16 protein-coding genes are annotated in these 13,414 nt (G+C 61.9%); 8 read left to right on the forward strand and 8 right to left on the reverse strand.

Features of this window, described 5'->3' with window-relative positions; translation table 11 throughout:
* Positions 1 to 60: 60 nt before the first annotated feature.
* From OOZ51_RS00990 to OOZ51_RS01005, 4 genes are all read right to left on the reverse strand, one after another.
* Positions 61 to 915 (reverse strand): amino acid ABC transporter permease, encoded by an 855-nt coding sequence (locus tag OOZ51_RS00990; RefSeq protein ID WP_265977026.1) that lies wholly within the window; start codon positions 913 to 915, stop codon positions 61 to 63.
* The gene (locus OOZ51_RS00995) at positions 912 to 1,559 is read right to left on the reverse strand and encodes an amino acid ABC transporter permease (RefSeq protein ID WP_265977027.1); all 648 of its coding nucleotides are present in this window, start codon (positions 1,557 to 1,559) and stop codon (positions 912 to 914) included. Before OOZ51_RS00995 ends, OOZ51_RS00990 begins: the two co-directional genes overlap by 4 nt.
* A gap of 62 nt (positions 1,560 to 1,621) precedes the next feature.
* Positions 1,622 to 2,524 carry a glutamate ABC transporter substrate-binding protein gene (locus OOZ51_RS01000; RefSeq protein WP_265977028.1) on the reverse strand — a complete coding sequence of 301 codons (903 nt, stop codon included), beginning with the start codon at positions 2,522 to 2,524 and terminating at the stop codon, positions 1,622 to 1,624.
* A gap of 50 nt (positions 2,525 to 2,574) precedes the next feature.
* A complete protein-coding gene (locus OOZ51_RS01005) occupies positions 2,575 to 3,330 on the reverse strand; it encodes an amino acid ABC transporter ATP-binding protein (protein ID WP_265977029.1) in 756 nt (251 codons plus the stop codon).
* Between the two features lie 185 nt (positions 3,331 to 3,515).
* Between OOZ51_RS01005 and OOZ51_RS01010 the strand changes: the two genes are divergently transcribed.
* The 4 genes from OOZ51_RS01010 to OOZ51_RS01025 all read left to right on the forward strand — a co-directional run bounded on the left by OOZ51_RS01010 (position 3,516) and on the right by OOZ51_RS01025 (position 6,415).
* Positions 3,516 to 4,364, forward strand: coding sequence for an LOG family protein (locus tag OOZ51_RS01010; RefSeq protein WP_265977030.1), 849 nt, complete (start codon positions 3,516 to 3,518; stop codon positions 4,362 to 4,364).
* Positions 4,365 to 4,401: 37 nt separating this feature from the next.
* On the forward strand, positions 4,402 to 4,737 hold the full coding sequence (locus tag OOZ51_RS01015; protein ID WP_265977031.1) for a DivIVA domain-containing protein: 336 nt from the start codon (positions 4,402 to 4,404) through the stop codon (positions 4,735 to 4,737).
* The gene (locus OOZ51_RS01020) at positions 4,734 to 6,017 is read left to right on the forward strand and encodes a hypothetical protein (protein WP_416346328.1); all 1,284 of its coding nucleotides are present in this window, start codon (positions 4,734 to 4,736) and stop codon (positions 6,015 to 6,017) included. The genes OOZ51_RS01015 and OOZ51_RS01020 overlap by 4 nt, the downstream gene beginning before the upstream one ends.
* Positions 6,018 to 6,247: 230 nt before the next feature.
* Entirely contained in the window at positions 6,248 to 6,415 is a 168-nt protein-coding gene (locus OOZ51_RS01025) for a DUF3117 domain-containing protein (protein ID WP_009357720.1), read from the forward strand.
* 89 nt (positions 6,416 to 6,504) lie between these two features.
* On the opposite strand, the gene OOZ51_RS01030 is transcribed toward OOZ51_RS01025, so the two are convergent.
* Positions 6,505 to 7,137 (reverse strand): O-methyltransferase, encoded by a 633-nt coding sequence (locus tag OOZ51_RS01030; RefSeq protein ID WP_028264931.1) that lies wholly within the window; start codon positions 7,135 to 7,137, stop codon positions 6,505 to 6,507.
* A 246-nt stretch (positions 7,138 to 7,383) separates the two neighbouring features.
* Between OOZ51_RS01030 and sigE the strand changes: the two genes are divergently transcribed.
* The 3 genes from sigE (at position 7,384) to OOZ51_RS01045 (ending at position 9,361) form a co-directional block, all read left to right on the forward strand.
* The gene (gene sigE / locus OOZ51_RS01035) at positions 7,384 to 8,028 is read left to right on the forward strand and encodes an RNA polymerase sigma factor SigE (protein ID WP_265977032.1); all 645 of its coding nucleotides are present in this window, start codon (positions 7,384 to 7,386) and stop codon (positions 8,026 to 8,028) included.
* A gap of 189 nt (positions 8,029 to 8,217) precedes the next feature.
* Positions 8,218 to 8,946, forward strand: a complete 729-nt coding sequence (locus tag OOZ51_RS01040; protein ID WP_265977033.1) for a hypothetical protein — start codon at positions 8,218 to 8,220, stop codon at positions 8,944 to 8,946.
* A 31-nt stretch (positions 8,947 to 8,977) separates the two neighbouring features.
* Positions 8,978 to 9,361: a twin-arginine translocase TatA/TatE family subunit gene (locus tag OOZ51_RS01045; RefSeq protein WP_265977034.1), complete on the forward strand. Its 384-nt coding sequence runs from the start codon at positions 8,978 to 8,980 to the stop codon at positions 9,359 to 9,361.
* 2 nt (positions 9,362 to 9,363) lie between these two features.
* Here the strand turns inward: OOZ51_RS01045 and OOZ51_RS01050 are convergent, their stop codons facing one another.
* The 3 genes from OOZ51_RS01050 to OOZ51_RS01060 are packed head-to-tail and all read right to left on the reverse strand — an operon-like array spanning position 9,364 to position 12,477.
* Positions 9,364 to 10,491, reverse strand: coding sequence for an Mrp/NBP35 family ATP-binding protein (locus tag OOZ51_RS01050; RefSeq protein WP_265977035.1), 1,128 nt, complete (start codon positions 10,489 to 10,491; stop codon positions 9,364 to 9,366).
* 11 nt (positions 10,492 to 10,502) lie between these two features.
* On the reverse strand, positions 10,503 to 11,144 hold the full coding sequence (locus OOZ51_RS01055; RefSeq protein WP_265977298.1) for a DUF1003 domain-containing protein: 642 nt from the start codon (positions 11,142 to 11,144) through the stop codon (positions 10,503 to 10,505).
* Between the two features lie 49 nt (positions 11,145 to 11,193).
* Entirely contained in the window at positions 11,194 to 12,477 is a 1,284-nt protein-coding gene (locus tag OOZ51_RS01060) for a magnesium transporter MgtE N-terminal domain-containing protein (RefSeq protein WP_265977036.1), read from the reverse strand.
* Between the two features lie 76 nt (positions 12,478 to 12,553).
* Between OOZ51_RS01060 and OOZ51_RS01065 the strand changes: the two genes are divergently transcribed.
* On the forward strand, positions 12,554 to 13,375 hold the full coding sequence (locus tag OOZ51_RS01065) for a YflT domain-containing protein (protein WP_265977037.1): 822 nt from the start codon (positions 12,554 to 12,556) through the stop codon (positions 13,373 to 13,375).
* Positions 13,376 to 13,414: the final 39 nt, after the last annotated feature.

Here is a 13,414-nt window from a genome sequence, read left to right on the forward strand (position 1 = left end):
CCGCAAGCTGTTGCTGCGGACCCTCCTTGTTTTGGCTACCGATCAAGGCGGCCACAGCTACTAGCCCTCGATTGCCACAATTTCGGACTTGGTGACCTTCACAACTTTGACGTTGCGGCGCATTCGTCCTTCAAGCCACTTGGCGATTCCAGCCAGGATCAAGCACATACCCACGTACAGCACACCAGCGATGATCGCGGACGGAATGATAGGTGAACCGTATTGGGCCTGGCTTCCGAAGTACTTGGCCTGGAAGAGGATCTCGTTGTAGGTCACGATGAAGCCCAACGCGGTGTCCTTAAGAATGACCACGAGCTGGGAAATGATCACAGGGAGCATCGAACGGACGGCCTGGGGCAGCAGGATGTTTGTCATGACCGCGCTCTTGGGCAAACCGATGGCATAGCCGGCCTCGCTTTGTCCGCGGGGGAGCGATTCGATGCCGGCCCGGAAGACTTCAGCCAGAACCGATCCGTTGTAGAGCACCAGGCCTGAAACGACTGCCGTGAAGGGCGTGATCCCCTGGACGCCGAGCGGAGGAAGCCCGTAGTAAAAGATCATCATCAGGATCAGCAACGGAATGGCCCGGAAGAGTTCCGTGAACCCATAGCAGGGCAAGCTGATCCACTTGCGGTCGGAGAGCCTGCCGAAGGCCAGGAAAACACCCAGGACCAGGCTGAAGACGGCAGCTGTGGCAAAAGCCGAAAGCGTGGCCCCCACTGACTGGATGATGGTCTGCTGCACCAGCGGGAAGGTGAACAACTGCCACTTTTTCGCGTCGAACTGCCCGCTCTGGGCGAAGCGGAGGACAACGAATCCGACGATGGCGATGATGACCAAAGCAGTCACGACACCGAGAATCCGGTAGCGTGCGCGGGCTTTTGGCCCCGGGGCGTCAAAGAGGACTGAGCTCATCGGGCCACCTTCCATTTCTTTTCAAGCTTTCGCTGCACGAAGGAAAGGATGAAGACGAGTAGAACAAAGACCAGGGCGATCCAGAGGAGCCCGGCCATGGCTGGTTCGCCGCGTTCGGACAGGTTTGATCGAATGGCTCCTGCCTCGAAGACCGAGAAGCCTGCAGCGACGGTGGTGTTCTTGAGCAATGCAATGAAAACGCTGAACATAGGCGGGATCACGGCGCGGAAAGCCTGTGGGAGGATCACCAGCGTCAGGGTTTGCGTGAACGGTAGGCCGATTGCGCGGGCAGCTTCGGCCTGGCCCACGGGCACGGTATTAATGCCGGAGCGTACGGCTTCCGCCACGTAAGTAGCGGTGTACAGGCTCAAGCCGATGGTTGCCGCGGTCATGAAATCAATTTCCACTAGCCCGAGCTTCGGGTAGCCAAGGGCGAAGAAAAACAAGACCAAAGTCAGGGGGGTGTTGCGCACGACGTTGATGTACAACGTGGCGGCAGCCCGCATCGCCGGGATGGGGGAAACACGCAGCGTTGCCACCACGGTGCCCAGGATCAGGGCAAAGAACCCCGAGATGAAGAAAAGTATGAGGGTGTTCCGGAACCCTGTGATGAACAGGTCCGAGTTATTCAGCAGCGTATTCACAGAATGGTCGCTTTCAGCCGATATTTGAGGGGGCGGCCATTCGCCGCCCCCTCAACATGGGTTTAGTAGTTGTCCACTGCGGGCTGGGTGACCTTGGTGCCGGACTGTCCCAGGGTGGAGTCGTAGATCTTCTGCCACACCGAGCCGCCATCGGTGAACATCTTGTTCACGAACTTGCGAAGAGCGGCGTCGCCCTTCTTCACGCCCACACCGTACTTCTCAACGGTGAACGGCTGGCCAACCACCTTGAGGTTGTCGGTGTCCTGGGAGGCGTAGCCGATCAGGATTGCCTGGTCGGTAGTGACGGCGTCAACCTGGCCACTCTTGAGGGCCTCGACACACTGTGAGTAGGTGTCGAACTCGGTGGTCTTGGTACCCGGGAAGTTTGCCTTGATGTTCTGGATGGGGGTTGAGCCCGTTGCCGAACAGACGTTCTTTCCGGACAGGTCCTTCTCACTGTTGATTGAGGTGTTGCTCTTCTTGACGAGGAGGCCCTGGCCGGTGACGAAGTAGGGTCCTGCAAAGTCAATCAGCTGCTTGCGTTTGTCGGTGATCGAGTAGGTCCCGACGTAGTAGTCGATGTCGCCGTTGGTAATCGCTGACTCGCGGTTGGCCGAAGGGATTGGCTTGTATTCGATCTTGTCCTTGGAGAAACCAAGGGAAGCGGCAATCCACTGGGCAATCTGAATATCAAAACCGCTGTACTCACCGGTTGCGGCATCCTTGAATCCCAGGCCGGGCTGGTCCTGCTTGACGCCGATCCTGATCTTTCCGTTCGCCTTGATCGTGTCGAACGTGGGGCTGCCCGAGACGGACACGTTCTGAGCCACTGTGAAAGGCGCGGACTCGCTGCTTGGTGCGGTGGTGCCGCCTCCGCCTCCGCCTCCACATGCGCTCAGGGAAAGGGCGAGCGCTGCACTTGCAGCGACCAGGAGAGATTTCCTCCGGGTGATAAAAGCCTTCATGACATTCCTTTCATTGTGCGGCCGCACCTGCGGCCCGGGTGCGGTGCGTGCTAGTGGGTCAGGAGTTTGGAGAGGAAATCCTTGGCGCGGTTGCTCTGGGGATTCGTGAAGAACTCCTCGGGTTTGGCATCCTCCACGATCTGGCCGTCCGCCATGAAGACCACGCGGTCTGCTGCCTTGCGGGCAAAGCCCATCTCGTGGGTGACCACGATCATGGTCATGCCTTCCTTCGCGAGTTGGACCATGACGTCCAGGACCTCGTTGATCATTTCCGGGTCCAAAGCGGAGGTCGGCTCGTCGAACAGCATGACCTTCGGCTTCATGGCCAGCGCCCGGGCAATTGCCACGCGCTGCTGCTGGCCACCGGAGAGCTGTGCGGGCATCTTGGGTGCTTGTTGCCCGACGCCGACCCGTTCCAACAACGCCATGGCGTCCTTGTCCGCGGTTGCCTTGTCCAGTTTCTTGACCTTGATCGGCCCCAGCGTGACGTTTTCGAGAATCGTCTTGTGGGCGAACAGGTTGAAGGACTGGAAGACCATCCCGACGTCGGCACGGAGGACCGCGAGTTCCTTGCCTTCTTCCGGAAGCTTCTTGCCGTCAATCGAGATCTCGCCGGTGTCAATGGTCTCCAGGCGGTTGATGGCTCGGCACAGCGTCGACTTGCCTGAGCCAGATGGCCCGATCACAACGACAACTTCACCTTTTTTGACCTGGAGGTTGATGTCCTTGAGGACGTGCAGTTGACCATAGTGCTTGTTGACGCCATTCAGGGAGACGAGGGCATCGCTGGAGGCTTGAATAGTCATAAGACGAATCTAGCGAAGAAATGACGCAGGATGAGCCAGCTCACATCAACTTCCGTAGATCGTGATTCAACAGATACCTGACTCGCAGGTGGAGGACAGCAAATCGTGCAACTCCCTGGGCAACACCTAAAACAACGGGGCTACACCGGGACAGCAGCAGCCCGCATCCGCGCTAGCCTATGTCAATGAGTACCAGCCAGCCCCAGGTTCCGAGTCCAGACGCTAATGGCAAAGCGACGAGCAACGGATCGGCAGCGTCAGCCGCCGTCGCCGCAGATGCGCCAGCCAAGCACAAAGGCCCCTTGGAGCTTCGGCGCAAACAGGCCGCTATGCCGATGTCGGACCAGCGGCTCCTGGACACGCGGGGAGCCGACCACTTCATTCATACGGACCCGTGGCGGGTACTGCGCATACAGAGCGAGTTCGTTGAAGGCTTCGGTGCTCTCGCGGAGCTTGGGCCGGCCGTCAGCGTCTTCGGCTCCGCCCGCACCAAGCCGGGTACGGGCTATTACGATATGGGCGTGCAGGTTGGCCGTCACCTTGCCGAAGCCGGCGTCGCCGTCATCACAGGCGGAGGCCCGGGCTCCATGGAAGCCGCCAACCGGGGTGCTGTGGAAGGCAACGGCGTTTCCGTTGGCTTGGGCATCGAACTGCCCTTTGAACAGGGCCTGAACCGCTGGGTGGACCTTGGCATCAACTTCAGGTACTTCTTTGCCCGCAAAACCATGTTCGTAAAGTACGCACAAGGGTTCATCGTCTTGCCGGGCGGTCTGGGAACCCTGGATGAACTGTTTGAAGCCATGGTTTTGGTGCAGACCCGCAAAGTGACATCGTTCCCCATCGTCCTGCTGGGAGTCGATTTCTGGAGCCCCATGATCGAATGGATCAAGGGGACTTTGGTGGCCGAAGGCATGGTCTCCGCGAAGGACCTGGACCTCATCCAACTCGTGGACGATCCCGCGGACGCCGTCCACCGTGTCCTGCACGGTGTCCCGCGGCCACCTTCCACCAACGGCGACCAGCGCCCGGAGTAACGCTGCCAGCAGTCAGCTCTCAGGTGAGTCTGGCACGATGGTTGTTGTGAGCTTCTTTCTGGTCTTTCTCGCGATCGCCGTGGTCGGCGCCGTGTTGTTCCTCGGCACTGGAATGGCCCGGTCCAGCCGTAACGCCGGTGCCGGTTTGGATGAACCCGTGCCGAACCTGCCGCCGGTGCTGCTCCCGGCCGGAGCCAAGGCGTCCGACGTCGACCGCGTGCGTTTTGCACTCGGCCTGCGGGGCTACCGGATGGACCAAGTGGATGAGGTGCTCGACGAGCTGAGGGATCAGTTGACCGCCCAGGAGAGGGAAATCGAACGGCTGAAACGGGCCCTTGTGGCAGCCGGGAACCCGGAAGGCCCGAAGGCGTGACCCAGTCGCTCGAAACGCGGACCCCGAAGGGACGGCTGGGCCGCGTCGCAGCCCACGCTGCGAGTTGGCCGTGGTGGGTTCAGGTCGCCCTGGTCTACATCGCCTCGAGACTTGTCAGTGCTTGTATTTTCATGGCTGCCGCATTGCAGCAGGGCGTCAATCCGTGGTTCCCGCCCGCGCCCGACTACTGGAACTTCATCACTATCTGGGATGGGCGCTGGTACGCGGAAGCGGCGAACAACGGCTATCCCTCGGTTCTGCCGCTGAACGCTAGCGGGAACGTCGCCGAAAACTCGTGGGCGTTTTATGCGCTGTTTCCCTACCTCGGCAGGGCACTCGGTGCCCTCACCGGCTTGGCGACCCTGCCGGCTTTGACTGCCCTTGCCATGGCAGCCGGGCTTGGGGCGGCCATGGTCGCCTACAAACTATTCAGGGACTACACCGGGCGCCGCACGGCGCTTTGGGCAGTGGTCTTCTTCTCGACCTTCCCCGTTTCGCCAGTCCTGCAGGTCCCCTATGCGGAATCCCTCAATCTCCTGCTGCTGGCGGGTTCGCTTCTGCTTGTGGTGCGCCGCAAGTACCTGGCAGCGACGCCCGTGGTTCTGCTCATGTGCCTGTCTCGGCCCACGGGCGTGCCCTTCGCGGCCATGACGGGGCTGCTTCTGCTCCACCACCTCTGGAAAAGGTTTGGGCGCAGCCCAGGGCCAGCCACGGCTCCCACAGTTCCCGCCGCCGGGTCTGTTGACACTGCCCTGTCGGCTCCTACGCCCCGGGAACTCGCATCACTCGGAGCGCTCGTGGTGGTCAGCGCGGCGGGGGCCCTGGCTTGGCCGGCCATTGCCTGGGCAGTCACCGGGGACCCACTGGCGTACACCAAGACCGAAACCGTGTGGCGCGGGGATGACCTTGTCCCGTTCAAACCTTGGTTCGACACCGGTCAAATGCTCTTCGGGCCAGTCCTCGGGATTATGGCGCCGTTTGTGTTCGTGGGGCTTTTTGCCATGCTCATGTTCAGCAAGCCGGTCCGGGCTTTGGGCACTGAACTGCGGCTGTGGTGCACGTGCTACATGGGTTATCTTCTGGTCTTCCTGCACCCTCAGACGAGTACCTTCCGGATGCTCCTCCCTCTGTTCCCCTTGGCGCTCAGTGCAGCCTGGTTGTCTCGCTCCAAGGCTTACCGCGGCACGGTGGTGGTCATGTTTGTGCTGCTCCAGATCGTCTGGATTGTCTGGCTGTGGGCGTGGGCGCCGCTGCCGGGCGGTGGCGACTATCCACCGTGATGCCGAGCGTCCTTTGGCCTGTACAGGCGAGATCACGGCCCGCCAGGAAAAGTCCATCAATTAGCTACGGACGGGTAATTACGAGATAATGGACACAAGCAAGGACGAAAAGCACCCTCGGGTGCTCGGCGACGACGACTGAACTGCCATGACTGTCGACGCCGTACATTCCACGCGAGCCAGCCCGGCCGGGTTGGCGGGATTTGGGACAACTGGAGGGGATTTTCCTAATGGCGGCTATGAAACCACGTACTGGCGACGGCCCTATGGAAGTAACCAAAGAGGGCCGCAGCCTGATCATGCGTGTGCCGCTCGAAGGCGGAGGACGGCTTGTGGTCGAGCTCAACGCAGCAGAAGCGGCGAACCTCAAGGAATGCCTCGTAGGCGTTACCGAATAGATTCATTGGGCAGGGCCCGGCAGAAGAGCCGGCGCCCTGCTTCCATGTTTAAGGCGGAACGCGAACGGGTCCGTGAATCGCCCGCCAGGCTACTTCTTGACCGCTACCAGCAAACCGTCGCCTGTGGGAAGCATCGCCGAGGAGAGACGCTCGTCGTCGCGGATGGCTTTGCCGATCTGGCGCAGCACCACGGTGGTGCTGTCCCTGGCGGCCGGGTTGGAAACCTTGTCCTTGTCCAGGGCGTCATTGATGACCAGCGTTCCGCCCGATTTCAGCAACCTGATGGCTTGCTCAACGTAGCCAGGGAAGTTCGGCTTGTCAGCATCGATGAACACGAGGTCGTACGCGGAATCGGTGAGGCGTGGCAAGACGTCAGCTGCACGGCCGGAGATGGTCCGGGTTCGGTTCGCCGGGCTGCCGGATTCCAAGAAGGCCTCCCGGGCGGCTTTCAGGTGTTCGACGTCGACGTCGATCGTGGTCAGGACAGCCTGTGGGCTGAGGCCCCGCAGCAGGCATACCCCGGAGACGCCCGCCCCGGATCCAACCTCCACAACGGTCTGGGCCTTCGACGCCGCAGCCAGGACTGTCAGGACGGCGCCAACCCCGGGGCTGACGGGAGTAACTCCCAGCTCGAAGGAGCGTTCACGGGCGCGAAGCAACACGTCGTCCTCGGCAGGCAGATCTTCTGCATAGGACCAGCTGGTTGACTTGTCGGCACTCATGGGGGTTCGCTTTCCAGGCAGAGGGGTATTGCTTCCAGACTACTGTCTATGGGCCGCCCAGCCCGGACGCCTGCGGCCCGTAATTCTGTGTCTTCCGTAGGATTTCGCTCTGCGGGAAAAGCGTGCCTGTGATCAGCAAACTTTCAGATAACACTGGGATGATATATATGCGGCCATCCAAGTGGCGGTCGGCACCGAACTCCTGAGTGACAGGCAGGATGACAAACAGTTTGAGGGGAGCGGACGATGCGGGCATCAAGTGCTGCGCCAGTCCAGACAACGGCAGCAATCCTGGGTTCCACCGGCACGGCTCCGCCCGCGGAAGAGTGGGTCAGGCCCAGTTGGGAAGAAGTGGTGGAAAACCACTCCGCCAAGGTCTTCCGCCTTGCCTATCGGCTCACGGGAAACAAGTTCGACGCCGAGGACCTCACCCAGGAAGTCTTCGTCCGGGTCTTCCGCTCGCTCGAAAACTTCAAGCCAGGCACACTCGATGGCTGGCTGCACCGCATCACCACCAACCTCTTTCTCGATCAGGCCCGCCGGAAGAGCCGCATCCGCTTCGATGCGCTGGCCGAAGACGCCGAATCCCGGCTGCCCGGGCATGAACCCGGACCTGAGCAGAGCTTCGAGTTGAACAACCTGGACTTGGACGTCCAGCGCGCCTTGGAAGAACTCCCGCCCGACTTTCGTGCCGCCGTCGTGCTTTGCGATCTCGAAGGTCTCTCTTACGACGAAGTTGCCGAAGCTCTGGGCGTGAAGCTGGGGACCGTCAGGTCCCGCATTCACCGCGGCCGGACCATGCTTCGCGAAAAGCTGGCCCACCGGGATCCGCGTCCGGTCCAAGCCCGCAAACCGCGGCTCAAGATTCCGCGCATCGCCGGTCTCCTTTAGTCGCCGATGGGTGGTCTGCTGAACGGACAACGCGGTGGCTTGAACCGGGGAAACCGCCGTCACAGCCGTGCCCCGGGCCATCTGCGGGAATGCTCTGAGTGCCAAGCCGCGGTGCTCCGGGAACGCCAGTACCTGGAACGACTCCGTCGTGCCGCGGTCCCCGAAGCCAGCCAGGATTTTACGAACCGATTGATCGAACACACCCAACGCTTGGCGCAGTCCGAGTCCCCTCACGGCCTGACACCCCAGCGAAACGTGTGGAACGGCATCCGGGTTGTTGGCCTGACGGCGGGCGGACTCGCCGTCAGCGCCGGAATCCTGGCGGTCGCAGCCTACGCGCTCGGCGGCGACGTTGCCCCGCAGGCGTCGAACCGCGGAGAGCAGGAAGTCCGGACCCTGGTCAGTTCGACCATGGCCGGAAACGCTGGACAGCAACTCCCTGTGACGGGTTCACAGTTGAGCCTGCCCGTGACGGTGGCTGGAACGGTCAGCCTGAGCGGGCAGCAGTTGTCGGAACTGCGGAAAGACGGCTGGGCTTGCCCCGAGCTGGCAAGCATGGGATACCACGTGGTTTCTGCCCGGGCCATGATGCAGGACGGGCACCCTGCAGTGGAGCTGCATCTCAGCAACGGCGACCATCGCGCGACCTTGATTGAGGAGCACCTGGAGGGCAGCGGCACGCCCGGGACCCAGATGTCCATCACTCCGGGAGCCCCGTGGCAAGCCGTCTACTCCTCGCCCGCGGCCGTGCTGCGCTATTCCTCCGATATGCCTTCCGATCAGGTTGCGGGGGCCGTTCCTGAGCTTGTGAAAGCCGGCGATTCGGTGGCCACTATTCCGGCCGCGAGGACCTCAGGCACATGGAATGAACGGCTGCAGCGGGGGCTCGGTGCCCTGGCAGCCCTTGCGGGTTTCTGAGCGGGCTGACGGACAAGGTAATCTTCGATACGTGTTTGGAATCAATGGCCCGGAGTTTCTGATCCTGCTGATCATCGGCGTAATCGTGATCGGTCCCAGCCGTTTGCCCGAATACACGCGGAAGTTGGCGAATCTGGTCAAGGAACTGCGGCGCATGGCGTCCGGTGCCCGCGAACAGATCAAGGAAGAAGTCGGCATCGACATCGATGAAGTCGACTGGAAGAAATACGACCCCCGTCAATACGATCCGCGCCGGATCATCAAGGAAGCACTGCTCGACGACGACACGAAGCCGGTGAGCGCAGGTGCGCCTGTCGCTGCCGTTGCCGTGGAAACGGTGGCCAAGGCCCCTGAACGGGTTATTGAACGGCTTCCCGTCGGTGAAAAGGCGCCCTTCGACTCCGAAGCCACCTAAAGCTATTTTGGCTGGATGCCGAGCGACATTCCGGCCAGACCGCGCGGCTTGGCGTTGAGCTTGCCCGCGATGCTTTGAAGTGCCTGTGCCGCGGGCGTCTCCGGAGCCGCCAGCACGACGGGACGGCCCGTGTCACCGCCTTCGCGCAGACGGATGTCCAAGGGGATCTGTCCCAGCAGCGGCACGTCGGTGCCGACGGCAGCGCTCAGCCGTTCAGCCAGCACGAGCCCACCGCCGCTGCCGAACAATTCCATCCTGCCGCCGTCGGGCATTTCCAGGAAGGACATGTTCTCTACGACGCCGGCAAGTTTTTGGCCGGTCTGCGTTGCGATAGTGCCGGCCCTCTCGGCAACATCCGCCGCGGCGGCTTGCGGGGTGGTCACCACGAGGATTTCGGCCTTGGGAAGCAACTGCGCCACTGAGATGGCGATATCGCCGGTGCCGGGGGGCAGATCCAGGAACAAGGCATCCAGGTCGCCGAAATACACGTCAGTTAAGAATTGCTCCAACGCCCGGTGCAACATGGGGCCGCGCCAGGCCACTGCCTTGTTCCCGGAAACAAACATTCCAATGGAGATCACCTTCACGCCGTAGGCCACCGGCGGGAGGATCATATCGTCCACACGGGTGGGCTGCTGCGTGATTCCCATGAGTGCCGGGACGGAGAAACCGTGGACATCGGCGTCGACGATTCCTACGCGCAGCCCCTGCGCCGCGAGGGCGCACGCAAGGTTGACCGTCACCGAGGACTTTCCCACGCCTCCCTTGCCGCTGGCCACAGCAAAGACCTTGGTCAGTGAGCCCGGCTCGTTGAAGGGGATTCCGCGTTGGCCGCCGGTGCCGCGCAGCCGCTCCTTGAGCGCATCGCGTTGTTCCTGCGTCATGACCTTGAGCTCGACCTCGACGCCGGTAACTCCCGGAACCCGCGTTAGGGCAGCCGTGGCATCGGCCGTGATGGTCTCACGCAGGGGACAACCGGCGATGGTCAACAGCACTGCAACCCGGACGGTTCCGTCCGCTCCGGCTTCCACCGAATCCAGCATCCCCAGCTCAGTGATGGGACGGCGGAGTTCGGGATCGATGACGGTAGCCAAGGCAGCGTTGAGGGCCTCGACGGATGGTGTGCTCATGGAGTGGATGTTCAGCTTTCAGGCTGGTCGGAACCAGAAAGTGGCCCCGTCGAGGTGCCGACGATCGAGAGTCCCGGGTCGGCTGGCGTGGCGCTGGAATGCGCCGGGTGGACTTTGGGGATTTGCTGCGTGCGGGGATTGCGTTGTTTGTCGCGCTTGTCCTTGATCTTCTCCTTGGCCTTTTCGCCGTTGTTCGAGCCCGTGGAATTGTTCGGACGCAACTCTTCCTGGGCTTCGATGAGGTCTGAAAGGAGAGAGCGGAGTTCGGCACGCACGTAGTCCCTCGTGGCGACCTCGCGCAGGACGATGCGAAGAGCCGCGACCTCACGGGTCAGGTATTCCGTGTCAGCAAGATTGCGCTCGTCGCGGGCGCGGTCTTGCTCGATGGTCACGCGGTCCCTGTCGTCCTGGCGGTTCTGGGCCAACAGGATCAGGGGAGCGGCGTAGGAGGCCTGCGTGGAGAAGAAAAGATTGAGGAGGATGAACGGGTAGGGATCCCATTGGAAGCCGAACAAGCCAACAACATTGAACGCGATCCAGACGATCACGAAGATCGTCATATAGAAAAGGAAATTCGCTGTACCCATGTAGCGGGCGAAGCGCTCGGCAAATCGGCCGAAGGCATCGGGGTCGTTGCCGAAATTCGGTAGCATGCGAGAACGCAGCTCGAGCGGGGTGTCCAGTCCTCCGCTTGTGGGCTTCTCAGCCAATTCGGCCTCCTAGTTTCCTGATCGGGGCTCCGTCTTCGTGGGTTCGCCAGTCGTCCGGGAGCAAATGGTCTAAGAGGTCATCAACAGTCACCGCCCCTACCAGGCGACCGGCGCTGTTGACGACCGGGAGGGAATTGAGGTTGTAGGAGGCCATGGTGTGGCTGACCTCGCTGACGCTGGCGTGATCGGAAACCGGTTCCAGGTTCTTGTCCACGATGCTGCCCAGCTGTTCGGGCGGTGCGCTGCGAAGCAATTGCTGGATATGCACCACGCCGAGGAATCGTCCCGTGGGGGTCTCCAACGGCGGGCGGCAAATAAAGATGGCCGAGGCCAAGGCGGGGGAGAGTTCCTCGCTGCGCACATGCGCAAGCGCTTCAGCGACCGTAGCCTCCGGGGGCAGAATGACGGGTACGGGGGTCATCAGGCCACCGGCAGTGTCTTCGTCATACTGCAGGAGCCGGCGGACGTCGTCCGCCTCGTCGGGCTCCATCAGGAGCAACAATTCCTCGGCCTTCGCGGAAGGCAGGTCTGCCAGCAGGTCGGCGGCGTCGTCCGGGTCCATTTCTTCCAGCACATCGGCTGCCCGTTCGTTGTCCAAGGCGGAAAGGAGCGTCACTTGGTCTTCTTCCGGCAACTCTTGGAGCACATCCGCGAGGCGTTCGTCCTGGAGCTCGCTGGCCACTTCGATCCTGCGCTTGTCCGACATCTCCTGCAGTGCGTCGGCAAAGTCCGCGGGTTTGAGGTCCTCATGGGTGGCAACGAAGTGACTGGCACCCTGGGGATCGTTCTCGGAGCCCTGCAGCGTGTCCGCCCAGTCCACAAGCAGCGTGTGGCCGCGACGCAGCCCCCGAAGCCTGGAGGTAGACGTCCCGCGGCGAATGAAGAGTTTGGAGACCAACCAGTCGCCGTTGCGTTGCTGGTCCATGGCGATGTCTTCGATGATGGCGTCGCCGCTGCCGTCCTTGAGCGTCACCTTGCGGTCAAAGAGCTCGCCGACCACCAGTTGCTCTGCACCGCGTTGCTGGAAGCGGCGCAGATTGACCAGGCCGGTGCAAATGATTTGGCTCTGGTCCATGGACGTCAGCCGGGTCATGGGAACGAAGACGCGCTTCTTGCCCGGAACTTCGACGACGATACCGACTGCATGCGGTGCCCCGCGCAAGCCGCGCGAGAGCACAACGACATCGCGCAGCCGGCCCAAACGATCCCCCAGGGGGTCGAAGACATCGAGGCCGAGCAGGCGCGCAACAAAGACGCGTGAAGGATTTGTGCTCACACCTACAGGCTACCGAGTCTGCTCTCTTTTAGCTGAATTTCAGCCGCTGCACATGTGAATGGGACAGAATGGGGCTATGGCGAACATTTTCGGTACCCCAAAGGCCACGGAGGAATCCCGCAGCGTCCCCAAGGGCGACACCGTTGGCTCCTACACCTCCTATCTTGATGCCCAGAAGGCGGTTGATTATCTGGCCGACCAGCAGTTCCCGGTCCAGCATGTCTCCATTGTGGGAAACGACCTCAAAATGGTGGAGCGGGTGACGGGACGGCTCAGCTACCCGCGGGTTGCACTGTCAGGCGCCCTGAGCGGCATGTGGTTCGGCCTGTTCGTGGGGGTCATGCTTTCGTTCTTCACCCCGGCCGGGGGCCCGTTCTCGATTGTGACATCGGTTCTCATGGGTGCTGCTTTCTTCATGCTCTTTGGGATCGTCACTTATGCCGCCCAGCGCGGAAAGCGGGATTTCACGTCCACCAGCCAGGTGGTGGCGACAAACTATGACGTCATTGTCGCGTTGGAAGCATCGCAGGAAGCGCGCCGACTCCTTCACCAATTGCCGATGAATCCCTCCGAGGCGGCGTTTGGCCGGCCGCCTCAGGCCTACACGCCGCAGGACTACCGGAACCCGCCAGTCCAGCCAGGCCCACAGGGCCCCGCCCCCGAACGGCCGGCTTCCTGGCAGGACCCCTACGGCCAGCGCGGACCCGAGTCCGGACAGCCGACAACCGGCGAGCCGGCCCAGCCAGCCGCGGATGTTCCAGTCCAAGCGGCACAGCCCACCACAGGCGTGCGCTACCCGGACCTTCCGGACGGCCGGCCACAGTACGGCGTTCGAGTGAACGGTGCGGGAAACGGCGAGCAGCACGAATCTGACGGCGAGGACGCGGCCAAGCAGTAGCCGCTGCTCGTGTCGAAATGGTACAATATTTGGTACCAA

It is taken from the genome of Arthrobacter rhizophilus, assembly GCF_026241105.1.
Classification (GTDB): Bacteria; Actinomycetota; Actinomycetes; order Actinomycetales; family Micrococcaceae; genus Arthrobacter.